Origin of the sequence: Streptomyces sp. NBC_00459 (assembly GCF_036013955.1) — a bacterium.
Classification (GTDB): Bacteria; Actinomycetota; Actinomycetes; order Streptomycetales; family Streptomycetaceae; genus Streptomyces.
In genome coordinates, this window is the sequence record NZ_CP107903.1 from 6814896 (window position 1) to 6836705 (window position 21810).

Below are 21810 nucleotides of genomic sequence, written 5' to 3' on the forward strand. Positions count from 1 at the left end.
GTCGTACAGCCACGCGGTCCTGCCGAGCCGTACAGTCGTGAACGGGCGTCAGAACAGGCGCAGTTTGTCGTCCTCGATGCCGCGCAGCGCGTTGTAGTCCAGGACCGTGCAGCCGATGCCCCGGTCCGTGGCGAGGACGCGGGCCTGGGGCTTGATCTCCTGGGCGGCGAAGATGCCGCGGACCGGAGCCAGGTGCGGGTCGCGGTTCAACAGCTCCAGATAGCGCGTGAGTTGCTCCACGCCGTCGATCTCGCCGCGCCGCTTGATCTCCACCGCGACCGTCGCGCCCTCGGAGTCACGGCACAGGATGTCGACCGGACCGATGGCCGTCATGTACTCGCGGCGGATGAGGGTGTAGCCGTCGCCGAGGGTCTCGATGCGGTCGGCGAGCAGTTCCTGAAGGTGTGCTTCCACGCCGTCCTTGATCAGGCCGGGATCCACGCCGAGTTCGTGCGAGGAGTCGTGGAGAATCTCCTCCATCGTGATGATGAGCTTCTCGCCCGCCTTGTTGATGACGGTCCAGATCCCCTCCTCTTCTCCTGCCCCCTCCTTCAACGTGCAGGGCGGAGACATCCAGTTGAGAGGCTTGTAGGCGCGGTCGTCCGCGTGGATCGAGACGCTGCCGTCAGCCTTGACCAGGATGAGGCGGGGGGCCGACGGGAGATGAGCGGTGAGCCGGCCCGCGTAGTCCACGGAACAGCGCGCAATGACGAGACGCATGGTCGGCAACGCTACTCGACGCGCGGTGGTCCACGCGATTCGCCCACCTCAGAAGTGCTGACGAGGGCTCCGTGGGCCGAAGGAACATGCCAGAGGCAACTGTTCGTTGTTGGCTGATTGTGTTCCTACGAGGACGGTTCTGACCGGTCCTGTATCCGCGTTTTCCTGGTGCCGTCACGGTCCGTTGCCTACGGTAGTAACCGGGAGGTCGCGATGCGTGTACTGAGCGTGCTCGGTGTCGCGGGCTCCCTTTCCCTGTCCGTCAACCCCTGCGATCCGGGGGTGCGAGAGGAGAACTCATGTCGCTCGACGTCTCACCGGCCCTACTCGAACAGGCCGAGCGAGGCGAGGTCGACGAAGCTGCCTTCGTCGACTGCGTCCGGACCTCCCTGCCCTACGCCTGGGAGATGATCAGCTCCCTGGTGGCCCAGCTGAAGGTGGACGGCGGAGACTTCGCCGACAACCAGACGCCGCCGCCGGACGAGCAGGCACGGGGCCAGTTGCTACGTGCACTGGCGAGTGACGCGATACGCGGCGCGCTGCAGCGGCACTTCGGTGTCCGGCTGGCCTTCCAGAACTGCCACCGGGTGGCGGTGTTCCCGTTGGACGCCTCGGTCGACGTCAAGCTGGACCGCTTCACCTCGGTGCGCAGTCAGTTGCTGAACCAGTCTCCGGAATTCCGGGACTGCTGACGCGATCAGGGCACCGGCTTGCCGCTCCGTACGCGGGAGGTGTTTCTGTACGGGGCGGCAAGCTCCTTGCGGCAGCCGGGTGTTCAGCGCAACTGGGCGAGCACCTCGGTGCCCAGCCGCCGTACGTTCTCCTCGGTGGCCGCCAGGTCGCCGGAACCCTCGACGAGCAGGGCGAAGCGTGAGATGCCCGTCCGTTCTGAGGTCGCCGCGAGCCGGTCGGCGCAGAGCCTGGCCGTGCCCACCGGGTGCAGCCCGCAGAGGAGTTCGGTGTACGCCACCGGGTCCCGCATCGAACGGGCCCTGCCGTCCACCGTGACATGTGCTTCCAGCCCCTGTCGCAGCCAGCCCGGCATCGCCTTCATCAGCGTCTCGACCGCGTCCGTGCGCCGGTCCGCGATCTGGCAGACACCGGCCGACACATGGGCGGCGCTCCGGATCTCGTCCCCCGAGCGCCCAGCCGCACGCGCGAGCTGCCGCCAGAGGGTGACCATCTCGGCCTTCTCCTCGTCCCCGACATGCATCCCGAGGAGCATCGGCAGTCCGCGCTCGGCGGCCAGCCGCACGCTCGACGGCGAGGTGCACGCGACGACGACCTCCGGCCCCGCGGTGTCCGTCAGCGACTCCGACGGGCTGGGTACGACGGGCACTTCACGGAACCTGAAGCGGTCGCCGTCGGCCGACACGGACGGTTCGCGCAGCCAGCGGACCAGCAGATCGAGTGATTCCGGGAACGCCTTCTCGTACGCCTCGACACCCGTCCCGAACACCTCCAGGTCGATCCAGGGCCCGCCGCGCCCCACGCCCAGCGTGAACCGACCGCCGGACGTCAGATGCAGCAGCGCCGCCTGCTCGCCGAGCGCCACTGGGTGGGTGGTGGGCAGCACGCTCACCGCCGTACCGACCCGGATGCGCCGGGTGCGGCCCAGCAGCAGAGCGGCCAGGGTCGTCGCGGACGGGCAGGTGCCGTACGGCACGAAGTGGTGCTCCGCCAGCCAGACCGTGTCGAGACCCGCCTCCTCGGCGACCTCGGCGGACCTGACCGCCCGGTGCAGCGCCTCCCCCTGGCCCTGGCCCGGGAACTGGGCCGCCAGCACAAAACTTCCTACGCGCATTGCTCTTTCCTGCTTCCTAGGCCCCGACACGGAGCTCCCCCGCACGGCATAACCGCTCGACACGTGCCGAAGTCACGGCTTGGCGGAGAGATAGGCGGATTGTCTGCAGAATCGAGCAGCCGGGCGGAAGAGGCCGGGGTGCCGATGGCGAGCCGACGGGGGATTCGAGAGAAGGTTCGAGAGATGGATCCGGAGGCCGTGACTAATCTTTACCCCGGATCGTGCCGCGTAGGCTGGAGGGGATCCGTGCCCCCTGAACCGCTCCGTGAGGTGTCCTGTGTCCCCGCGTCGCAACCGCCCCCAAGGCCCTGGCGGCTCGTCCGGCCGGAGCGCCGACGAGGACGACTCCGGCCGCTACGGCGGCTTCCAGTCCTCCGAGAGCTGGCAGGGCGAGAGCTGGAACGTCCGTCATGTGGCGGGCGCCGGCGCCCAGGGCAAGACGTACCGATGCCCCGGCTGCGACCAGCTGATCCCGTCCGGCGTCCCGCACGTGGTCGCGTGGGCCGAGCACGCGGGTGTGGACGACCGGCGGCACTGGCACAAGGCGTGCTGGAACGCGAAGGACCGCCGCACCACGCGGGTGCAGCGGTCCCGTAACGCGCCGAGGTTCTGAGCGGGTTCCTGAACTCGCCCAGCGGTCGGGGGAGTTCACGCGTTGGGGTGAATCACACGTCCCGGCGGTCCAGCAGCACGAAGGCGCCGACGATCGCCGCGGCTGTCACTCCGACGAGCAGGCCGAGCTGTGCGCCGCCGGCGGCGTTCTCGTTGTCGAGCCCGAAGATCTTGGCGAGGGCGTTGGGCGCGTTGTACTCCATCATCTTCTCGCCGATCGTCCGCAGGCTCTCGGACAGCATCAGGAACGCGGGCAGGATCGCCGGCACCAGGACGAGGCCCAGCATCGCGGTGATCGCGCCCGCCGAGTGACGCAGCATCGAGCCGACCGCGAGGGCGAGCACACCCAGCAGCGAGACGTACAGCGCGCCCATGAGGACAGTGCCGCCCCACGCCTTGCCCTCGTCGCCGCTGTGCATCGCCTCGGTCATCAGGCCGACGAAACCGATCGCGAACGCGGACACGACGAACGCGACCGCGAAGAAGATGATCAGCTTGGCGGCGAGCACCCGGTGGCGCTGCGGCGAGGCGGTGAACGTCGTACGGATCATGCCCGTGCCGTACTCCGACGAGATGACCAGCACGCCCAGCGTGATCAGGCAGATCTGCCCGAGGACCAGCCCGAAGAACGCGGTGATGGTGTAGGGCACGTTCCCGAAGTTCTCGTCCTGCGTCTGCGCGGCGACCAGCAGGCCGATGCCGACGACGAGGAGCAGGAAGACCCCGAGCGTCCACATCGTGGAGCGCACCGACTTGATCTTCGTCCACTCGGAAGCCAGGGCATGACCGAGGTGCGTACGCGTGACCGGGATCGGCGAGGTGTAGGGCGCGTACGAAGTGCCGGGCGCCGCCTGCCAGTTGGGCGCGGCCTGCGGCGCCGGCTGCTGCGTCGGGGGCTGCTGGGGCGTGCTCATCGGGCGTCCTCGGGCTTGGTCAGGGCGGGAGCGGCGGGCGCCTGCTGAGGCGCGGCGGGCTGCGCGTACGGGTTCTCGTGGCCGCCGGCGGGAGCGCCGGGGCCGCCAGGGGCGCCGTACGGCCCCGCGGGCTGCCCGTGCTGCCCCGGGTCCGAGAACGGCGGCTGACCGCTCTGCTGGGGCGGCGGCGGGGCGTACCAGCCCGGCTGTCCCTGTCCCGGGACCGGCATCTGCACCGGCGGCTGCGCGCCCGGCGGCAGCTGCTGCTGGAGCCCGGCCCGCTGGTCGACGGTCGAGCGGTAGTCGACAGCGCCCTGCGTCATCCGCATGTACGCCTCTTCCAGCGACGCCTGGTGCGGCGACAGCTCCCACAGACGTACGTCGGCGGAGTGTGCCAGGTCGCTGATGCGGTGCAGCGGCAGGCCCATGACGCGCAGCGCGCCGTCCTGCTCGGGCAGCACCTGGCCGCCCGCCTCGGTCAGCGCCGCCGTCAGCTTCTCGCGCTGCTGCGGCTCGGTCTCCGGCGTGCGTACGCGTGCGAAGTCGGCCGAGTTGGCGGAGATGAAGTCCTTGATGCTCATGTCGGACAGCAGCTGTCCGCGCCCGATCACGATGAGGTGGTCGGCGGTCAGCGCCATCTCGCTCATCAGGTGGGAGGAGACGAACACGGTCCGGCCCTCCGCCGCGAGCGCCTTCATCAGGTTGCGCACCCAGAGGATGCCCTCCGGGTCGAGGCCGTTGACCGGCTCGTCGAAGAGCAGCACCTGGGGGTCGCCGAGGAGCGCGGCGGCGATGCCGAGCCGCTGTCCCATACCGAGCGAGAACCCCTTGGAGCGCTTGCGGGCCACGTCCTGGAGCCCGACGACCCCCAGCACCTCGTCCACGCGCCGCGCCGGGATGCCCGAGAGCTGCGCCAGGCACAGCAGATGGCTGCGGGCTGACCGGCCGCCGTGCACCGCCTTCGCGTCGAGCAGCGCGCCGACCTGCCGGGGGGCGTTGGGCAGCCTGCGGTAGGGGAAGCCGCCGATCGTCACCTGGCCCGAGGTGGGCTGGTCCAGGCCGAGGATCATCCTCATCGTCGTCGACTTGCCCGACCCGTTCGGGCCGAGGAAGCCGGTGACGGATCCCGGCCGCACCTGGAAGGAAAGGTTGTACACGGCCGTCTTGTCGCCGTAGCGCTTCGTCAGGCCGACTGCCTCGATCATGCTCCGCACCCACCGAAAAATTCAGGACAGCAGGGCACACGCCCCCGTAAGGGTTAGGAGCTTATCCGGACGCTGACGGTTCCCCCCAAGGAGTATTAAAAATGTCGGGTTCATGACCGTGCGAGGGGAGTGCGGGGGACAGGGCTCAGGCATCCCGTTTCTTCAGCAGCGCATACCCGCCGAGCAGGGCCACGACGACCCACCCCACCATGATCGCGAGCCCGCCCCAGGGGCCGTACGGAGTGTCGTTGTCGACCGGGGTGACCACCTGCATGATCTTGCTGCCGGCCTGGTCGGGCAGATAGCGGGCGACCTTCTTCGTCGCCGAGACCGCGCCCAGGATGTTGGAGATCAGGAAGAAGAACGGCATCAGCACACCGAGCGACAGCATCGGGCTGCGCAGCATCGCGGCCACGCCCATGGAGAACAGGGCGATGAGCGTCATGTAGAGCGCCCCGCCGATGACCGCGCGCAGTACGCCCGGATCGCCGATCGACGTCGAATGGTCGCCCAGCATCGCCTGCCCGAGGAAGAACGCGGCGAAGCTGGTGACGATGCCGACCGCGAAGGCGAGCCCGGCCGCCACCGCGAGCTTGCTGGCGAGAAATGTGCCGCGCTGCGGTACGGCGGACAGCGAGGTGCGGATCATGCCGGTGCTGTACTCGTTCGACACGACGAGCACCCCGAACACGATCATCGCGAGCTGGCCGAGGCTCATCCCCGCGAAGCTCGTGTACGTCGGATCGAAGGACAGCCGGTCCTTCTCGCTGAGGTCGCTCCACTGGTTCTTGAAGAGCAGCGAGATCAGCGCGCCGAGCGCGATCGTCACCACGGCCGCCAGACCGAGCGTCCACACCGTGGACGCTACCGACCGGATCTTGGTCCACTCGGACCGGATGACCTGAGCGGCCGTCATGACCGTCCTTCCTGCCGGCCGTCGCCCCAGGAACCCGCCGCGGAATCGGGCGGGGGACCGGCCGGGAGGCCGGACGGGGTCGGGGTGTCGGAGTGCGCGTGGTACTCGACCGACTCGGCGGTCAGCTGCATGAACGCCTCCTCCAGGGAGGCCTGCTGGGGGCTCAGCTCATGCAGCACGAGGTGGTGCTGCGCGGCCAGCTCACCGATCTGCTCGGCCTTCCCGCCGTCCACTTCGAGCGTCTCCCCGCCGGCCTGCACCGCGGTGATCCCGGCGGCGTACAGGACGTCGAGCAGCCGCTCGCGCTGGGGGGAGCGGATACGGACGTACGAGCGCGAGTTCTGCTCGATGAAGTCCGCCATGGAGGTGTCGGCGAGCAGCCGTCCCTGCCCGATGACGACCAGGTGGTCGGCGGTCAGCGCCATCTCGCTCATGAGGTGCGAGGAGACGAAGACCGTACGGCCCTGGGCGGCCAGCGATTTCATCAGGTTGCGGATCCAGTGGATGCCCTCGGGGTCGAGGCCGTTGACCGGCTCGTCGAACATCAGGATCCGCGGGTCGCCGAGCAGCGCGCCCGCGATACCGAGGCGCTGCCCCATGCCGAGCGAGAACCCCTTCGCCTTCTTCCGGGCGACCGCCGTGAGCCCGACGGTGTCGAGCACCTCGTGCACCCGGGAGGAGGGGATGCCATTGCTCTGCGCGAGACAGAGGAGGTGGTTGTAGGCGCTGCGCCCACCGTGCATGGCCTTGGCGTCGAGGAGGGCGCCGATGTACTTGAGGGGGTCCTTGAGCCGGTTGTAGTGCTGACCGTCGATCCGGACGTCGCCGGCGGTGGGCCGGTCGAGGCCGAGCATCATCCGCATGGTGGTGGACTTGCCGGCGCCGTTGGGGCCGAGGAAGCCGGTCACGATGCCCGGTCTGACGGTGAACGTCAGATGGTTGACCGCCATTTTCTCGCCGTACCGCTTGGTCAGCCCCTCTAGCTCGATCATGCGGCCACGCTAGTTCGGGGGGTCGTGCGGTGCCAGTTGGCTCTGCCGGGCGGGGGGTCACGTGTGCCGGAACTTCTGGTGAACGGGGGTTCGTGTCGGGGTGGTCGTCGGGTGCCGCGGCGTCGTGGCTTGTCGCGCAGTTCCCCGCGCCCCTACGCGGATGCCCGCACCCCCCCGTAGGGAGGTGCGGGCATCTACGGTCGGTTGCGCGACCGTCCGTCCTGCTGTTTAGCGGGACTGCTGGGCCGGGACCCCGCGGGTGATCGGCTCGTCGTCCGTGACCGGGGCGCTCGCGGCGGCGACCGCGGCTCCCGTCAGGGTGGCGAGCATCTCGCGGACGTTCGTCAGCTGGGCGTTGATCGAGTCGCGGCGGTTGGTGAGAGCCGCCAGCTCGCGCTCCGATTCCGAACGGATCCGGTCGGCCTTGGCGTTCGCGTCGGCCACGATGTCCTCGGCCTGGCGCTGGGCCGTCTCGACCGTCTGGCGGGCGCGGCGCTCGGCGTCCGTGCGCAGCTTCTCGGCCTCCAGGCGGAGCTGCTCCGCGCGGTGCTCGATCTCCGCGAGGCGCTTCTCGGCCTTGGCCTGACGGGACGCGAGGTCGCGCTCCGACTGCTCACGGCGCTTGGCGAGGTTCGTCTCGAAGTCCGCGGCGGCCTGGGCGGCCTTGGCGCGGGTCTCCTCGAAGAGGGCGTCCGCCTCCTCGCGCTTGGACTGCGCGTCCTTCGTCGCCTCCTGACGCAGCTGGGAGGCGTCGCTCTTGGCCTTCTCGACGATCCGGACGCCCTCGTCCTCCGCCTTGGACTTGCGGTCCGCAGCGAACGATTCTGCGTCGTTGCGCACCTGCTGGGCCGCCGACTCGGCGAGCTCACGGTGCTGCTCGGCCGCGCGACGGGCCTCCTCGCGCAGGTCCTTCGCTTCCTCCTCGGCGAGACGGAGGATCTTCTCGACGCGCGCGCCGAGACCGGCGTACGACGGCTCTGCGTCGCTGACCTGGGCCTGGGCGTTCTGCGTTTCGAGGTGGAGCTCCTCGATGCGCTTTTCCAGAGCAGTGATACGAGCCAGAGCGCTGTCACGGTCGGAGACGAGCTTCGAAATGCGTTCGTCCACCTGAGCGCGGTCGTACCCACGCCGCACAAGCTCGAAGCCGTAGGGGGAAGTGTCGCTCATGGGGTTCCTGTCGAATGAGACCGGTGAGGTGATAGGGGGAATCCTAGGGGTCCGAGCGGCGTGTCATCGAGCAGTCACCCGATTGATATGGAGAATGAGACCCCTTTTGAGTGGCTAACCGGCGGACTGCTTGCCAAAGAATTGGTCAAACACCCCAGAAAGCCGCACAGAGTGCACACAGCGCTCTCTCCGCGTTAACCCTCAACGGGCCCTCCGTGCTAGCTCTCTGACGGCTTGCCACCCGAACGAGTTACGCCGACGGCAGCGCCCGCCTTGACGCCGCCGTCCTTGTTCGTCGACGGGGCCTCAAAGGACTCCAACGCTTCCAGGACGTCCTGGACACGGGAGATCTCCGCCTGAATGTCCTCGCGGCGCCGGACGAGGATCTCGAGCTCGCGCTTGCCCTCCTCGACCGTGGCCTTCGCCTCGCGGATCGCCTCGGCCCGCAGTTCCTCGGCCTCCCGGATCAACGAGGTCTTCTTCTGCTCGGCCTCCTTCAGGAGCCCCTCGGCCTTCTTGACGGCGGCGATACGGACCTTGCCCGCCTCGGAGTTGGCCTCCGAGACCAGGTCCTTGGCCTTCGCCTCCGCCTTGGCGAGCTGCTCCTCGGCGGCCGTGATCAGCGCGTCGCAGCGGTCGCCGGTCGACCTCATGGTCTCGGCGGCCTCACGGCGGGCCCGCTCGTGCAGGCTTTCGATCTCGGCCGTGATGCGGTCGCGCAGCTCCTCCGCCCGCTCCCTTATGGCGGTGGCGTCCCGGCGCGCGCCGACGAGCAGCTCGTCCGCGTCCGTGCGGGCCTTCTCCACCGTCGAGTTGCCCCGGGCCGTCGCCTGGGACACCAGCCGGTCGGCCTCGGTGCGGGCCGCGCCCACCATCGAGTCGGCCTGTGCCTCGGCCTCCGCGGTCGTCTTCTGCGCGGCCTGCTGCGACTCGGACAGCAGTTTGTCGGCCTCGGCGGCCGTCTCCGTGATCAGCGTGTCGACCTGCTCGGCCGCCTCGGAGCGCCGCTTGTTGGCCTCCTTGCGGGCCTCGTCCAGCGTGCTGTCGGCCTCGTCGCGCGCGGTCGACATGAGCCGGTCGGCCTCCGCCGCCGCCTCGGCCTTGACCCGCTCGGACTCGGCCCGGATCCGCTCCGCCTGCTGCTGCGCCGAGCCGACCGTGTCGGCGGCCTCGGCCCGCAGCCGCTCCGCTTCCCCGGTCGCCTCCGAGAGCAGTTGCTCGGCCGCGGCCACGGACTCGGCCCGGACCCGCTCCGCCTCGGCGTTGGTCTCCTCGGTGAGGCGCTCCGCCTCCACCGTCACCTCGGTGATCAGCGTGTCGGCCTGGGTCGCCGCGTCCGAACGGATCCGGTTCGCGTCCTCGCGCGCCTCCGCACGGCTGCGCGCCGCGTCCTGCTCGGCACCCGCGATGGTGTCCGACGCCTCGGTACGCACCCGCTGGGCGTGCGCCGCGGCGTCCTGGCGCAGCCGCTCCGCCTCGGCGATCGCGTCGCCCACCGTGCGCTCGGCGAGCGCCTTGGCGTGCTCCGACGCCTCCGACGCCTCGCGCCGCACCCGGCTCGCGTCCTCCGAGGCCCGCTCCCGCTCGGAGTAGGCATCGGCACGGACCCGGTCCGACTCCTCCTGCGCCTCGCGCCGCATCCGGTCGGCGACGTGCTCGGCGGCGGAGCGCAGCCCCTGGATCTCCTCCTGGGCCTGCTCGTGCAGCCCGGACACCGACTCCCGCACCTGCTGGGCGTGCTGTTCGGCCGCCGAGACCATCTCGCCTGCCCGGCGGTCCGCCTCCTCGACCAGCCGTACGGCCTCGGCCTGGGCGTCCTCCACGCGCTTGCGCGCCGACGCCAGCAGCTCCTCGCTCTGCTCGCGGGCCCGCTCGCGTTCCTGGTCGGCCTCCTGGCGGGCGGAACCGAGGGTCTCCTCGGCCTCGCGGCGACGCCGGGCGGCCTCCTCCTGGGCGGCGGCCAGCGTCTCCGACGCCTCCGTCGCCAGTCGCTCGGCAGCGGCCTGCGCCTCCGCCCGTACCCGGTCGGCGGTGTCCTGCGCCTCCGTCTTCAGCCGCTCGGCCTCGGCCGCCGCCTCGGACCGCAGACGTACGGCGATGGCCTCGCCCTCCGCCCGGGACGCGGACGCGTCGGCCGCCGCCTCGTCGCGCAGCCGCTGGATCTCCGCGTCGGCCTGTGCCTGGAGGCTGCGGATGCGCTCGGCGGCCTCGGAACGGAGCCGCTCCGCCTCCTCGGACCCTTCGCGGCGGCTCCGGTCGGCCTCCGCGCGGGCGTCGGTGAGTGCCTGCTCGGCCGCGGTCAGCCGGTCCTCGGCCTCCGTCTGCAGCCGGGTGAGCTCGGCGGCGGCCTCGTCGCGGCGCACCACTATCGCCCGCTCGGTCTCCTCGCGCAGCTCACGCGCGGCCTGCTCGGCGTCCGCCGCGATGCCCTCGGCCTGCTCGACGGCCTCCGCGCGGTGCCGCTCGGCCTCCTTGCGGGTGCGCTCCAGGGTCTCCTCGGCCTGCCGGCGCAGTGTCGTCGCGCGCTCGATGGCCTCCGTACGGACCTTTTCGCTGTCCGACTGGGCGGTCTGGCGCGTCTCGTCCGCGTCTGCCTTCGCCTTGGCGAGCAGTTCCTCGGCGGTCCTGGCCGCCTCCTCGATCTGCTGGACGGCCTCACGGCGCGCCTCCGCACGAATGCGCTCGCCCTCGGCGACCGCGTCGGCGCGCAGCTGCTCGGCCTCGCCGCGCAGTCGCCGGGCCTCTTCCTGAAGCTCGACGGTCTTGGCGCGGTACTCCTTGGTGTCGTCCTTCGCCGTGCCCTTGAGCTGCTCGGCGATGTCGTGCGCCTCGGCGCGCAGCCGGTCCGCCTCCGCCTCGGCCTCGGCGCGGATGCGCTCGGCCTCCTCGGTGGCAGCCCTGGTGGTGGACTTCGCGTCCTCGGACGCCTTGTTCAGGACGTCCTCGGCGGTGCGGGCCGCCTTGGCGAGCTGGGAGGCGGTCTCCTCGGCGGTGAGACTGCGGGCGGTCTCCTCGGCCTCCGCGACGATCTTCTCGGCCTTGGCCTTGGCGTCGGCGACGAGTTCCTCGGCGGACGCCTTGGTGGCCTCGGCCTCCTGGCTGGCCTCGGTGACCAGCCGGGCGACCTGTTCCTTCGCCGTACGTGTGCGCTGCTCGTTGGCCGACTCGGCGCTGGAGATCGTCTTGGTCGCGGTCTCCTTCGCCTCGGTGAGGACCTTCTCGGCCTCGGCGCGCGCCTCCCGCAGGGCGGCCTCGGCCTCCTGCATCCGCTGCTCGGCGGCGCGGCTCAGCTCGGTGGCCTGACGGCGGGCGCTGTCCGACTCCGTCACCGTGGAGCTGCGCAGCTGCTCGGCGTGGTCGGCGGCCTCGCGGGCCTCGGAGGTCGCGCTGTTCAGGAGGCGCTCAGCCTCGGCGCGGGCCCGGCGCAGCAGTTGGTCGGCCTCCGCGCGGGCGGACTCGCCCTCGCTCTGCAGCCGCTGCCTCGCCTCGTTGGCGACCCGCTCGGCCTCGGCCCGGGCGGCGGCCAGCGCCTGCTCGGCCTCGGCCCGTGACTCGTCGACGAGCCGGCGCGCCTGGGACTCGCTGCGGGCCCGCAGCTGCTCGGCCCACGCCACGTTCTCGTTGACGTGCGACTCGACGGTCTGGCGCCGCTCGGACAGCTCCTGGTCGAGCTGCTGGCGACGGGTGACCGCCTCCTGGTGCAGCTCGGCCTGCAACCGGGCCGCCTGTTCGGCGTGCTCCTGCAGGATTCGCTGGGTCTGGGCGCGTGCCTGGGACATCTCGCGCTCGGCGTCCTGGCGCAGCTGGTCCGCCTGGATCTGGGCGTTCCGCAGCAACTGCTCGGCCTGATAGCCGATGTCTCCGCCGTCATAGGCGGGCCGGGACATGAGGGTTCGGCGCGCCTCGTGAAGCTTGGCGCGCAGTACCTCGACCTGGTAGCCGAGGTCCTCGGCGTGCTGAATCGCCTTTTCCCGCTCGGTCTTCAGCCGCTCCATCTCGGCCTCGAACCGAGAGAGGTGGTCGACGTCAGCCGCCGGCTCTCGCTCCTGGCGTTCGTAGCCCCGCACTGCGCGGTCCCATCCGTCCCCTGGTCGCAACCTTCTCCGAACGAGCCACGTCCATCCGCCGGACGGGGCCCCCGGGGAATGGTGTCAGATCAACGGCGAAGCACGGACTTCCGCCCTCACCCTCGGCCCCCGAAACCTGTACCCCGGCCCTCGGATCCCGCACCTCCACACACCGGGACCCGGACCGCTTCCCGACAACAGGGGAGCGGCCGTGCCCAACCCTACCGGCCCATATGTACGAGGGTCAGTGCTCAGGTGACTCAACAGCCGCCGAAGTGACCAGTTCTGTCAGTACTCCGTGGCAATCCTTGGGGTGCAGAAAGGTGATCCGCGACCCCATGGAGCCGCGCCGTGGCTCCTCGTACAGAACGCGTACGCCCTTCTCGCGGATGTCCGCGGCTTCCTCATCGACATCCGCCGTACCGAAAGCGATGTGGTGCACTCCCTCCCCGTTCTTGGCGAGCCACTTGCCCACGGCGGAGTCCTCGCGGGTCGGCTCCAGGAGCTGGAGGTAGGAGGCGCCGCCGTCGTCCGTGTTGTTGATCTTCAACATGGCCTCGCGTACGCCCTGCTCCTCGTTGACCTCGGAGTGGAACACCTCGAAGCCGTACGTGGCCCGGTAGAACTCGACGGTCTTGTCGAGGTCGAAACAGGCGATTCCGATGTGGTCGATTCGCGTCAGCATGGTGTCAGTGCAGCGCTCCGGTGACGGTTACGCAACGTGCGCGCGATCACACCGACGGCTGGATGACGGCGGGACTACCGCTCAGTACATTCAGGTAAACCCTCGTTCACACTCCTCAGCTCCCCAGCTGAAAGGGGATCGCACCTCATGTCAGGAACGAACAGCAGTACCTCGGTGATCGTCGCGGGCGCGCGTACGCCCATGGGACGGTTGCTGGGCTCGCTGAAGACCTTCTCCGGAGCCGACCTCGGCGGCTTCGCGATCAAGGCCGCCCTCGACCGTGCGGGGATCGGTGGCGACCAGGTGCAGTACGTGATCATGGGCCAGGTCCTCCAGGCCGGCGCGGGCCAGATCCCGGCCCGCCAGGCCGCGGTCAAGGCCGGCATCCCGATGAACGTCCCGGCACTGACCATCAACAAGGTGTGTCTGTCGGGCCTGGACGCGATCGCGCTGGCGGACCAGCTGATCCGCGCCGGCGAGTTCGACATCGTGGTGGCCGGCGGCCAGGAATCGATGACGAACGCCCCCCACCTGCTCCCCAAGTCCCGTGAGGGCTTCAAGTACGGCGCGATCGAGATGCTCGACGCGATGGCGTACGACGGCCTGACCGACGCCTTCGAGAACATCGCCATGGGCGAGTCGACGGAGAAGCACAACACCCGCCTGGGTCTTCTGCGCCCCGAGCAGGACGAGATCGGGGCCCTCTCCCACCAGCGCGCGGCGGCGGCCCAGAAGAACGGCGTCTTCGAGGCGGAGATCACGCCGGTCGAGATCCCGCAGCGCAAGGGCGAACCGATCGTTTTCAGCCAGGACGAGGGCATCCGGGCGGAGACGACGGCGGAGTCCCTGGGCAAGCTGCGCCCGGCGTTCACCAAGGACGGCACGATCACCGCGGGCACGTCGTCGCAGATCTCGGACGGCGCGGCTGCCGTGGTCGTGATGAGCAGGGCGAAGGCCGAGGAACTCGGCCTGGAGTGGATCGCGGAGATCGGCGCCCACGGCAATGTGGCGGGCCCGGACAACTCTCTCCAGTCCCAGCCCTCCAACGCCATCCTGCACGCCCTCGAGAAGGAGGGCCTGGGCGTCGAGGATCTTGACCTGATCGAGATCAACGAGGCCTTCGCGGCGGTCGCGGTCCAGTCAATCAAGGACCTCGGGGTGTCCACGGATCGGGTGAACGTCAACGGCGGTGCGATCGCCCTCGGCCACCCGATCGGGATGTCCGGCGCACGGCTCGTACTGCACCTGGCCCTGGAACTGAAGCGGCGCGGCGGCGGCGTCGGCGCGGCGGCCCTGTGCGGGGGCGGCGGCCAGGGTGACGCGCTGATCGTGCGGGTACCCAAGGCGTAACGGGTATCGATACGGCTGTGATCGGAACGGAGTTGTGATGCAGGACGTCCCCGCGCTGGTGGCCCAGGCCAGGGAAGGCCGGCCGCGGGCCGTCGCCCGGCTGATCTCCCTGGTGGAGGGGGCGTCCGAACAACTCCGCGAGGTCATGGCCGCGCTGGCCCCGCTGGCGGGCAACGCGTACGTGGTCGGCCTGACGGGATCACCGGGCGTGGGCAAGTCGACGTCGACCTCGGCGCTCGTCACGGCGTACCGGCGGCAGGGCAGGCGGGTCGGCGTACTCGCCGTCGACCCGTCGTCGCCGTTCTCCGGCGGCGCGCTGCTCGGCGACCGGGTGCGGATGTCGGACCACGCGTCGGACCCGGGCGTCTACATCCGCTCGATGGCGACCCGAGGCCACCTCGGCGGCCTGGCCTGGGCGGCCCCGCAGGCGATCCGCGTCCTGGACGCGGCGGGCTGCGACGTGATCCTGGTCGAGACGGTCGGCGTGGGCCAGTCCGAGGTGGAGATCGCCGCGCAGGCCGACACCAGCGTGGTGCTCCTCGCCCCTGGGATGGGCGACGGCATCCAGGCGGCCAAGGCGGGGATCCTGGAGATCGGCGACGTGTACGTCGTCAACAAGGCGGACCGGGACGGCGCCGACACCACCGCCCGTGAGCTGAACCACATGCTCGGCCTGGGCCGGTCCAGGGCACCCGGCGACTGGCGCCCCCCGATCGTGAAGACGGTCGCGTCACGGTCGGAGGGCATCGACGAACTGGTGGAGGCCCTGGAGAAGCACCGCGCGTGGATGGAGGAGCACGGCGTCCTGGCCGAGCGCCGCCGCGCCCGCGCGTCCCACGAGGTCGAGACGATCGCCGTCACGACCTTGCGGGAACGCATCGGTGATCTGCGCGGTGACCGGCGGCTGGGTGCGCTGGCGGAGCGGATCGTGGCGGGCGAACTGGACCCCTACCGGGCGGCGGACGAACTCGTCGCGGGCCTGACCGAGAACTGACGGTCGGGGACAGGCGCGGGGCAGGTTTTCGCGGTGGTCGACTCCCGGGCCACGCTGATAAGTTGACCGGCATGTTCCTCCTCCTGGCATAGGTGCCGCCCCACACCACCGCGACCGGCCCGCGCTCGCAGCGCGATCGTCGTGGTGATCCGGCGTCCCTTTCTGCCACGGCGCCCGCTCGACGCGCCGCCTCCCGGAGGAACCTCGCATGTCCGCGATCTCGACGCGGCCTTCCTATGCCGCTGTCCTGCGTATCCCGTACGCCCGCCGCACCTTCGCCACCGCCCTGCTCGGCAGGCTGTCCTACGGCGTCGTCCCGCTGTCCGTGATGCTCGCCGTGACCCGGGCCTCGGGCTCGTACGCCGTGGCCGGCACCGTGATGGCGCTCTTCGGTGCCACCGTCGTCCTCCTGGCGCCCGCCAGGGCCGCCCTCATCGACCGGTACGGGCCGCGCCGGGCGCTCGTGCCCCTGCTGCTCGCCCACCTCACCGCGCTCGGGCTGCTGACCGTGGCCGTCTGGCGCCCCGGTGCGCCGGTGTTCGTCCTGGGTTCCCTCACCGCCTTCGCGGGTGCCTGTGTGCCGCCCCTCGGGCCGACCATGCGGGCCGTGTGGAGCGGGATCGCCGAGGACCGGCAGCTGCTGCAGCGGGCGTACAGCCTCGACGGCGTCGCCGAGGAACTGCTGTTCGTCTCCGGGCCGCTGCTGGTGGGTGTTCTCGCCGGCTTCACGGTGCCGGCCGTCGGCATCGTCGTCGGGGCTGCCCTGATGGCGGCGGGCACCGCCGGTTTCGTGACCTCGCCTGCGGTACGGGGGATGCGCCCCGCCGCACGCAAGGCCCCACGGGGGACAGGCGGCGGCCGACGCGTGCTGGGCCGCATCCGGGGCCCTGTCGGTGCCGCCGCCGGTGTCGGGCTCGCCCTCGGCTCGCTCGACCTTCTGGTTGTCGTGTTCGCCGGGCAGCGCGGCCACGGCGGCGCGAGCGTGGCCTGGGTACTGGCCGCCCTGTCCGCCGGAAGCGCCGTCGGTGGGCTGCTCAACGGCGCCGTGGCCTGGCGCAGGCCCGCCAGGGTCCGGCTCGCCCTGCTGGCGTTCGGCCTGGGCCTGGCACTCCTCGGCGCGGGGCTCGCCCCCGGCCTGGGCACTCTCACCCTCGCCCTGACGCTGGCCGGCGTCTTCGTGTCCCCGGCCCTCACCACCGCGTATCTCATCGCCGACGAGGCGGTGACGCCGGAGGTACGCGTCCGGGCCGGTGCGTGGGTCAACACGGCCACCAACGCGGGGAGCACGATCGGCGCGGCGGGAGCCGGAGTCCTCGCCGGACACCTGCCGGTGGGCGCCTGCTTCGCCCTGACCGGCGTGACGGTCCTGCTGGCGGGGGCATTCCAGCCTGTCCGGCGATTGAGGGCCAGGCCCGTTCAGGGCCCTGGCGGGGTCTGTGGGCGCAGCCCCCAGGTGCGGGACGGGACGGGCAAGCGCGGCGGGGGCGTTCTCAGTCGTCGTCGGAGTGGTCCTGCGTGACCTTGCCCGTGTCGAGGGCGACCTTCCACTCGCTCGCCCCGCCGTCCTTCACGGTCTCCACGCTCCACGCCACGGCGCCGTTCTCGTCGTCGGCGCCGACCTCGGTGACCGTGCCCTTCGCCGCGGCGGCAACGGCGGCCTCCCCGGCGTCGAACTTCGCGCCCTTCAGCGCGGCGAACTCGGCGCGGTCGTCGCTGTCGTTGTCGTCGTCGGTGTCACGCTGCGCTCCCAGCACCTTCCCGGTGCCGGAGACCTTGACGTCGTACTCGGCGCCGTCGCCCCGCACGACCTCCACGCCCCACGTGCCGGCGTCGGCGCCGTCGTCCTCCAGTTCGGCGGAGACCGCGGTGCCGGGGGTGTGCCGCAGCGCTGCCGCGACGGCCTCGGCGGCGGTGACGGCGCTGCTGCGAACAGCCGTACGGTCGTCGGACGCGTCGTCGGCCGTGTCGTCGGAGTCGGCGGTGTCGTCGTCCCGGTCGGAGACCACCCGCACGTTCGTTCCCGCCCGATCCCGCGCCGCCGGCCCGTCGTCGCCCGCCGCGAAGGCCGCGACGGTGCCGCCGGCCAGGGCGGTGGCGGTGAGGGTGGCGATGACGATGTTCCGCTTCATGGAATTTCCTGCCTCTTCGCTCGGTTCGGTCGGTTCAGCGGCGATTCGCTCCGCTTCGATGACGAGAACCAAGCTGCCCGACGGCGGCTGAAGCGGACCTGAAGGCACCTGAAGGCGTCTTCAGCTTCGTTTTGCGAGGCTGTACGCATGCGACTGTTGATCGTCGAGGACGAGAAGCGACTGGCCCTGTCGCTCGCCAAGGGCCTGACCGCCGAGGGATACGCCGTGGATGTCGTCCACGACGGCCGCGAGGGCCTGCACCGGGCCACCGAGACGCCGTACGACCTGGTGATCCTCGACATCATGCTGCCCGGCCTCAACGGCTACCGCGTCTGCGCGGCCCTGCGCGCCGCCGGCCACGACGTACCGATCCTCATGCTCACCGCCAAGGACGGCGAGTACGACGAGGCGGAGGGCCTCGACACCGGCGCCGACGACTATCTGACCAAGCCCTTCTCCTACGTCGTCCTGGTCGCCCGGGTGAAGGCGCTGCTGCGCCGACGTGGGTCGGCGGGTGCCTCGCCCGTCCGTACGGTCGGCGAGCTGACGGTCGACACCGCGGCCCACCGCGTCCACGTCGGCGACAGCGAGGTCACCCTCACGGCGAAGGAGTTCGCCGTACTGGAGCAGTTCGTCCTGCGGGCCGGCGAGGTGGTGTCCAAGGCGCAGATCCTGGAGCACGTCTGGGACTTCGCGTACGACGGCGACCCGAACATCGTCGAGGTGTACGTCAGCACACTGCGCCGGAAGCTCGGCGCCCCGCTGATCCGTACCGTGCGCGGCGCCGGATACCGGCTGGAGGTGCCGCGGTGAGACGCGCTCTCGGCTCCGTACGGGCCCGGGCGACCCTCGGCGCCACCGTCGTGGTCGCCGTCGCGCTGGTCGCCGCCGGGACCGCCGTCCTGCTCTCCCTGTGGTCCAACCTCAGCGGCCAGGCCGGTACCCAGGCGGAGCGGACCGCGCGGGCGGTCGCCGCCGACCTGGCGGCCGGGACGGCGTACGGCGAACTGTCGCTCGACGCCGACGACCGGCCCGTACAGGTCGTCGACGCCGCCGGACGGCTGGTCGCGGCCAGCGAGGACCTGGAGCGGATCAGCGGCACGGGTGTGGCGGCCGTGCGCCCGCAGGCGCCGGCGTCCACGGCCGACGGCCATGACGGCAGCGGGGCCGGGGAAGACGAGGACGACGGCTCACTCTCGCCCGGCGAGATCGACGAGGACGTCTCCTTCACCGACGGGTCGGCGACCGTCGAGGGCGACGAGGCCGACTACCGGTTCGCGACCGTGCGGGTCGAGGTCGACGACAAGGGCACACTCACCGTCCACGCCGGCGCGCCGCTCTCCGCCGAACAGAGCGCCGTCAGCACCGCGCTGACCGTCATGTTGATCGGGTTCCCGCTGCTCCTCGGCGTCGTCGCGGGCGTCACCTGGCTGGTCACCCGGCGCGCGCTGCGCCCCGTCGAGGGCATCCGGGCCGAGATGGCCGCGATCACGGCCTCCGAGGACCTCGCCCGGCGCGTCCCGGTGCCGGACACGCACGACGAGGTGGCCAGGCTCGCCCGGACCACGAACGAGACACTCGCCGCCCTGGAGACCTCCGTGGAACGCCAGCGCCGGTTCGTCGCCGACGCCTCGCACGAACTGCGCAGCCCCATCGCCTCCCTGCGCACCCAGCTCGAAGTCGGCGCCGCACACCCGGAGTTGCTGGACGTGGACGGGGCTGTCGAGGACACCGTACGGCTGCAGCGGCTCGCCGCCGATCTGCTGCTGCTCGCCCGGCTGGACGCGGGGGAGCGGCCCGCAGACGCGCGCTTCGACCTCGCGGAGGTGGTCCGCGAACAGGCGGAGGGCCGGGCCGGACTGACGGTCGAGGCAGGTGCCGTGGAAGTGGCCGGCTCCCGGACGCAGTTGGGGCGGCTGGTCGCCAATCTGCTGGACAACGCGCAGCGGCACGCCCGGTCGGCGGTCACCGTGTCCGTGCGGCGGGAGGAAGGTCGGGCCGTGGTCCAGGTCGCCGACGACGGGGACGGGGTGCCCGTGGACGACCGGGAGCGGGTCTTCGAGCGGTTCGTACGGCTCGACGCCGCCCGCAGCCGCGACGACGGCGGTGCCGGGCTCGGACTGGCCATCGCCCGGGACGTCGCCGTACGGCACGGCGGCACGCTGACCGTGCGTGAGGCGACCGTGGGCGGAGCCCTGTTCGAGCTCCGCCTGCCGGTCATCTGATCGGTCGGGCAGTCCCTACGGCCGGCCCTGGTGGCCGCGCAGGTGCTGCGCGATCGGCTTGAGCGACGTGCTGAGCTCGGCCAGTGCCTCCGGGGTCAGCAGATCGATGAAGTGCCGCCGGACGGATGCCACATGATGGGGCGCGACCTTGTTCATCGTCTCCATGCCCTGCTCGGTGAGCACCGCGTACAGGCCCCGCCGGTCGGACTCGCAGTTCTCGCGGCGGACCAGGTTCGCGTTCTCCATGCGGGTGATCTGGTGGGAGAGCCGGCTCTTGGACTGGAGGGTGGCGGACGCGAGGTCGCTCATCCGCATGCGCACGTCTTCGGATTCGGAGAGGTTCACGAGGATCTCGTAGTCGTTCATCGTCAGGCCGAACGGTTGCAGGTCCTTTTCGAGCTGGTATGCCAACAACCTGTTGACCTCCAGGTGGGTGCGCCAGGCGCACTGCTCCGCGTCGGTCAGCCAGCTTGTGGCCGTCTCGGTCTCCATGAATGAAGTCTACCTAAAAGGTTGAAAGGCGAACTAGTGAGGGTGGTATGACGGCGCGCACATGTTCGACGTCACACTCTGCAGACTACCGCTCACAGCCCGAAGCGACGCTGGAGGTCACCGAGCTGTCCGGGAAGACGCGGTGCCCCCGGTTGCTGTGGATGACCTGCGGGGGCCCCGCCGCCACCGGGCACCCCGGGCTCGTGCGGAACCATCCCCGTGGCCTGCTCGGCCATCAGTGTCTCGCTGGACTGGAGCAGTACCGTGCCGGCCCCGACGAACTCGAACTGGTGCTCCTCGCCGGAGGCCCCGCCGATGCCCGTCATCGCACGTAGACCGCCCATCAGGCCCGTCATGTACCCGTGGTCGTAGTGGTGGCAGGGGGAGGGGCAGTCGGCCCAGCCGACCAGGGCCTGCGGGTCCACCCGGATCGGGGGTTCCATGAACACCACCGGGCCGTTCGAGGCGGCCACGAACTTGCCCGTTCCGATGAGGGTGAGGAAGCCCGGCACGATCGACTGCTTGAGCGCGAGAGTTGGCTGAAAAGCGAGAAGGTTGCCCGAGCGAATGGTCAGGTTGCCCTCCTCCAAATCATACGAATTCACGTCGAAGGCCCGGTCGGCGAGGAGCATCTTGCCCGAACCCTCGGCGACGACCCAGTCGCTCGCGTGCAGAGGCGAATGAAAAGACGTACGGACAAGACGGTCCAGACGGCCATGTCCGATGCCGTTGAAGTCGATCGAGCCGTAGTAGGCGATCATCTTCCCCTTCTGCAGGAACCACTGGCTCCCCTTGAGCTCCACGCAGAAGGTGTAGTTGTTGACGTTGTCGTCCGACGGCAGCGTCATCGGGTCGTGGACGACGGGCCCGGCGCCCGGGTAGGTGGTCACAGCTTCTCCTCCGACGCCTGGACGTACACCGCACCACTGCCACTGAGCTCCAGCTGGAACGCCTCGCCCGAGCCGCGGCCCACCATGTCGCGCCAGCCGAGCGCGGTGGACAGCTTGTTGCGGACGTCGCCGTGGTGCGCGACATACGCCTGCGGGTCGACGTGGACCGGGCGCTGGGGCGTGATCGGCACCTCGATCACCCCGCCGTGCGCCATGACGGCGACCGAGCCGTGCCCCTTGAGGGTGGTGGTGAACAGCCCCTGGCCCGTCACCTGTCCCCGGACCATGCCCATGACGCCGCCCTGCGAGCCCATGAACATCGTGCCCTGCTGGAGCGTGCCGTCGAAGGCGAGGAGACGGTCCGCCTCGACGCACAGCGTGTCACCGGTGAGGCTGATGACCTGGATGTGGTGGCCGCCGTGCCCGAAGAGGACGGTGCCGCTGCCCTCGACGGTCATCAGCGGGGTGGCCTCATTGGCGACCCGGCGGCCGATCATCGACATGATCCCGCCCTGGCCGCCCTGCAGGTTGGGCGTGAAGGACACCTCGCCCTTGTAGGCGAGCATCGCCCCGCGCTGGCTGAAGACGCGCTGGCCGGGCATGAGGGTCGCCTCGACCATCTTGGAGTTGATCTCACGGAAGGGCATG

The 21810-nt window shown here is 70.7% G+C and carries 20 protein-coding genes; 7 read left to right on the forward strand and 13 right to left on the reverse strand.

The features are described 5' to 3' along the window. Nucleotides 1-48: 48 nt before the first annotated feature. Nucleotides 49-720, reverse strand: coding sequence for an endonuclease NucS (gene nucS, locus OHN74_RS30275; RefSeq protein WP_327697739.1), 672 nt, complete (start codon nucleotides 718-720; stop codon nucleotides 49-51). 299 nt (nucleotides 721-1019) lie between these two features. On the opposite strand from nucS, the gene OHN74_RS30280 reads away from it, so the two are divergent. Further along, nucleotides 1020-1412, forward strand: coding sequence for an SCO5389 family protein (locus OHN74_RS30280; RefSeq protein WP_189149604.1), 393 nt, complete (start codon nucleotides 1020-1022; stop codon nucleotides 1410-1412). 83 nt (nucleotides 1413-1495) lie between these two features. Here the strand turns inward: OHN74_RS30280 and OHN74_RS30285 are convergent, their stop codons facing one another. After that, nucleotides 1496-2524, reverse strand: coding sequence for an LLM class flavin-dependent oxidoreductase (locus OHN74_RS30285; RefSeq protein ID WP_327697741.1), 1029 nt, complete (start codon nucleotides 2522-2524; stop codon nucleotides 1496-1498). 277 nt (nucleotides 2525-2801) lie between these two features. On the opposite strand from OHN74_RS30285, the gene OHN74_RS30290 reads away from it, so the two are divergent. Beyond that, nucleotides 2802-3137, forward strand: a complete 336-nt coding sequence (locus tag OHN74_RS30290; RefSeq protein WP_327697742.1) for an ATP/GTP-binding protein — start codon at nucleotides 2802-2804, stop codon at nucleotides 3135-3137. A gap of 52 nt (nucleotides 3138-3189) precedes the next feature. On the opposite strand, the gene OHN74_RS30295 is transcribed toward OHN74_RS30290, so the two are convergent. The 7 genes from OHN74_RS30295 to mce form a co-directional block, all read right to left on the reverse strand. Then, nucleotides 3190-4050: an ABC transporter permease gene (locus tag OHN74_RS30295; RefSeq protein WP_327697743.1), complete on the reverse strand. Its 861-nt coding sequence runs from the start codon at nucleotides 4048-4050 to the stop codon at nucleotides 3190-3192. Continuing rightward, nucleotides 4047-5255, reverse strand: coding sequence for an ABC transporter ATP-binding protein (locus OHN74_RS30300; protein WP_327697744.1), 1209 nt, complete (start codon nucleotides 5253-5255; stop codon nucleotides 4047-4049). The genes OHN74_RS30295 and OHN74_RS30300 overlap by 4 nt, the downstream gene beginning before the upstream one ends. 145 nt (nucleotides 5256-5400) lie before the next feature. Then, nucleotides 5401-6171, reverse strand: coding sequence for an ABC transporter permease (locus tag OHN74_RS30305; protein WP_327697745.1), 771 nt, complete (start codon nucleotides 6169-6171; stop codon nucleotides 5401-5403). After that, nucleotides 6168-7163: an ABC transporter ATP-binding protein gene (locus tag OHN74_RS30310; RefSeq protein ID WP_327697746.1), complete on the reverse strand. Its 996-nt coding sequence runs from the start codon at nucleotides 7161-7163 to the stop codon at nucleotides 6168-6170. Before OHN74_RS30310 ends, OHN74_RS30305 begins: the two co-directional genes overlap by 4 nt. A 228-nt stretch (nucleotides 7164-7391) precedes the next feature. Further along, entirely contained in the window at nucleotides 7392-8330 is a 939-nt protein-coding gene (locus OHN74_RS30315; protein WP_059072957.1) for a hypothetical protein, read from the reverse strand. A 218-nt stretch (nucleotides 8331-8548) separates the two neighbouring features. After that, nucleotides 8549-12397, reverse strand: a complete 3849-nt coding sequence (gene scy / locus OHN74_RS30320) for a polarized growth protein Scy (protein ID WP_327697747.1) — start codon at nucleotides 12395-12397, stop codon at nucleotides 8549-8551. A gap of 244 nt (nucleotides 12398-12641) precedes the next feature. Continuing rightward, nucleotides 12642-13082, reverse strand: a complete 441-nt coding sequence (gene mce, locus OHN74_RS30325) for a methylmalonyl-CoA epimerase (protein WP_327697748.1) — start codon at nucleotides 13080-13082, stop codon at nucleotides 12642-12644. A 147-nt stretch (nucleotides 13083-13229) separates the two neighbouring features. Here mce and OHN74_RS30330 point away from each other — a divergent pair, with 147 nt between their 5' ends. The 3 genes from OHN74_RS30330 to OHN74_RS30340 all read left to right on the forward strand — a co-directional run bounded on the left by OHN74_RS30330 (nucleotide 13230) and on the right by OHN74_RS30340 (nucleotide 16945). Beyond that, a complete protein-coding gene (locus tag OHN74_RS30330; RefSeq protein ID WP_327697749.1) occupies nucleotides 13230-14432 on the forward strand; it encodes an acetyl-CoA C-acetyltransferase in 1203 nt (400 codons plus the stop codon). Between the two features lie 37 nt (nucleotides 14433-14469). After that, nucleotides 14470-15426: a methylmalonyl Co-A mutase-associated GTPase MeaB gene (gene meaB, locus OHN74_RS30335; protein ID WP_327697750.1), complete on the forward strand. Its 957-nt coding sequence runs from the start codon at nucleotides 14470-14472 to the stop codon at nucleotides 15424-15426. A 208-nt stretch (nucleotides 15427-15634) separates the two neighbouring features. Next, nucleotides 15635-16945, forward strand: coding sequence for an MFS transporter (locus OHN74_RS30340; RefSeq protein WP_327697751.1), 1311 nt, complete (start codon nucleotides 15635-15637; stop codon nucleotides 16943-16945). On the opposite strand, the gene OHN74_RS30345 is transcribed toward OHN74_RS30340, so the two are convergent. After that, a complete protein-coding gene (locus tag OHN74_RS30345) occupies nucleotides 16917-17555 on the reverse strand; it encodes a PepSY domain-containing protein (RefSeq protein WP_327697752.1) in 639 nt (212 codons plus the stop codon). The genes OHN74_RS30340 and OHN74_RS30345 overlap by 29 nt on opposite strands. A gap of 147 nt (nucleotides 17556-17702) precedes the next feature. Here OHN74_RS30345 and OHN74_RS30350 point away from each other — a divergent pair, with 147 nt between their 5' ends. Together OHN74_RS30350 and OHN74_RS30355 are read left to right on the forward strand one after the other, a co-directional pair. Next, nucleotides 17703-18368, forward strand: coding sequence for a response regulator transcription factor (locus OHN74_RS30350; RefSeq protein WP_327697753.1), 666 nt, complete (start codon nucleotides 17703-17705; stop codon nucleotides 18366-18368). Further along, complete coding sequence (locus tag OHN74_RS30355) at nucleotides 18365-19780, forward strand: sensor histidine kinase (protein ID WP_327697754.1); 1416 nt, start codon at nucleotides 18365-18367, stop codon at nucleotides 19778-19780. The genes OHN74_RS30350 and OHN74_RS30355 overlap by 4 nt, the downstream gene beginning before the upstream one ends. A 15-nt stretch (nucleotides 19781-19795) precedes the next feature. On the opposite strand, the gene OHN74_RS30360 is transcribed toward OHN74_RS30355, so the two are convergent. The 3 genes from OHN74_RS30360 to OHN74_RS30370 all read right to left on the reverse strand — a co-directional run bounded on the left by OHN74_RS30360 (nucleotide 19796) and on the right by OHN74_RS30370 (nucleotide 21809). Next, on the reverse strand, nucleotides 19796-20272 hold the full coding sequence (locus OHN74_RS30360) for a MarR family winged helix-turn-helix transcriptional regulator (protein ID WP_327697755.1): 477 nt from the start codon (nucleotides 20270-20272) through the stop codon (nucleotides 19796-19798). A gap of 92 nt (nucleotides 20273-20364) precedes the next feature. Next, the gene (locus OHN74_RS30365) at nucleotides 20365-21120 is read right to left on the reverse strand and encodes an AIM24 family protein (protein WP_443060581.1); all 756 of its coding nucleotides are present in this window, start codon (nucleotides 21118-21120) and stop codon (nucleotides 20365-20367) included. Nucleotides 21121-21158: 38 nt separating this feature from the next. Beyond that, a complete protein-coding gene (locus OHN74_RS30370) occupies nucleotides 21159-21809 on the reverse strand; it encodes an AIM24 family protein (protein ID WP_327697757.1) in 651 nt (216 codons plus the stop codon). Between the last annotated feature and the right edge of the window lies 1 nt (nucleotide 21810).

Coding starts and splice junctions, on each gene's coding strand:
- nucS (WP_327697739.1), bottom strand. CDS start 720: ATGCGTCTCGTCATTGCGCGCTGTTCCGTGGACTACGCGGGCCGGCTC.
- OHN74_RS30280 (WP_189149604.1), top strand. CDS start 1,020: ATGTCGCTCGACGTCTCACCGGCCCTACTCGAACAGGCCGAGCGAGGC.
- OHN74_RS30285 (WP_327697741.1), bottom strand. CDS start 2,524: ATGCGCGTAGGAAGTTTTGTGCTGGCGGCCCAGTTCCCGGGCCAGGGC.
- OHN74_RS30295 (WP_327697743.1), bottom strand. CDS start 4,050: ATGAGCACGCCCCAGCAGCCCCCGACGCAGCAGCCGGCGCCGCAGGCC.
- OHN74_RS30300 (WP_327697744.1), bottom strand. CDS start 5,255: ATGATCGAGGCAGTCGGCCTGACGAAGCGCTACGGCGACAAGACGGCC.
- OHN74_RS30305 (WP_327697745.1), bottom strand. CDS start 6,171: ATGACGGCCGCTCAGGTCATCCGGTCCGAGTGGACCAAGATCCGGTCG.
- OHN74_RS30310 (WP_327697746.1), bottom strand. CDS start 7,163: ATGATCGAGCTAGAGGGGCTGACCAAGCGGTACGGCGAGAAAATGGCG.
- OHN74_RS30315 (WP_059072957.1), bottom strand. CDS start 8,330: ATGAGCGACACTTCCCCCTACGGCTTCGAGCTTGTGCGGCGTGGGTAC.
- mce (WP_327697748.1), bottom strand. CDS start 13,082: ATGCTGACGCGAATCGACCACATCGGAATCGCCTGTTTCGACCTCGAC.
- OHN74_RS30330 (WP_327697749.1), top strand. CDS start 13,230: ATGTCAGGAACGAACAGCAGTACCTCGGTGATCGTCGCGGGCGCGCGT.
- meaB (WP_327697750.1), top strand. CDS start 14,470: ATGCAGGACGTCCCCGCGCTGGTGGCCCAGGCCAGGGAAGGCCGGCCG.
- OHN74_RS30340 (WP_327697751.1), top strand. CDS start 15,635: ATGTCCGCGATCTCGACGCGGCCTTCCTATGCCGCTGTCCTGCGTATC.
- OHN74_RS30345 (WP_327697752.1), bottom strand. CDS start 17,555: ATGAAGCGGAACATCGTCATCGCCACCCTCACCGCCACCGCCCTGGCC.
- OHN74_RS30350 (WP_327697753.1), top strand. CDS start 17,703: ATGCGACTGTTGATCGTCGAGGACGAGAAGCGACTGGCCCTGTCGCTC.
- OHN74_RS30360 (WP_327697755.1), bottom strand. CDS start 20,272: ATGGAGACCGAGACGGCCACAAGCTGGCTGACCGACGCGGAGCAGTGC.
- OHN74_RS30365 (WP_443060581.1), bottom strand. CDS start 21,120: ATGACGCTGCCGTCGGACGACAACGTCAACAACTACACCTTCTGCGTG.
- OHN74_RS30370 (WP_327697757.1), bottom strand. CDS start 21,809: ATGCCCTTCCGTGAGATCAACTCCAAGATGGTCGAGGCGACCCTCATG.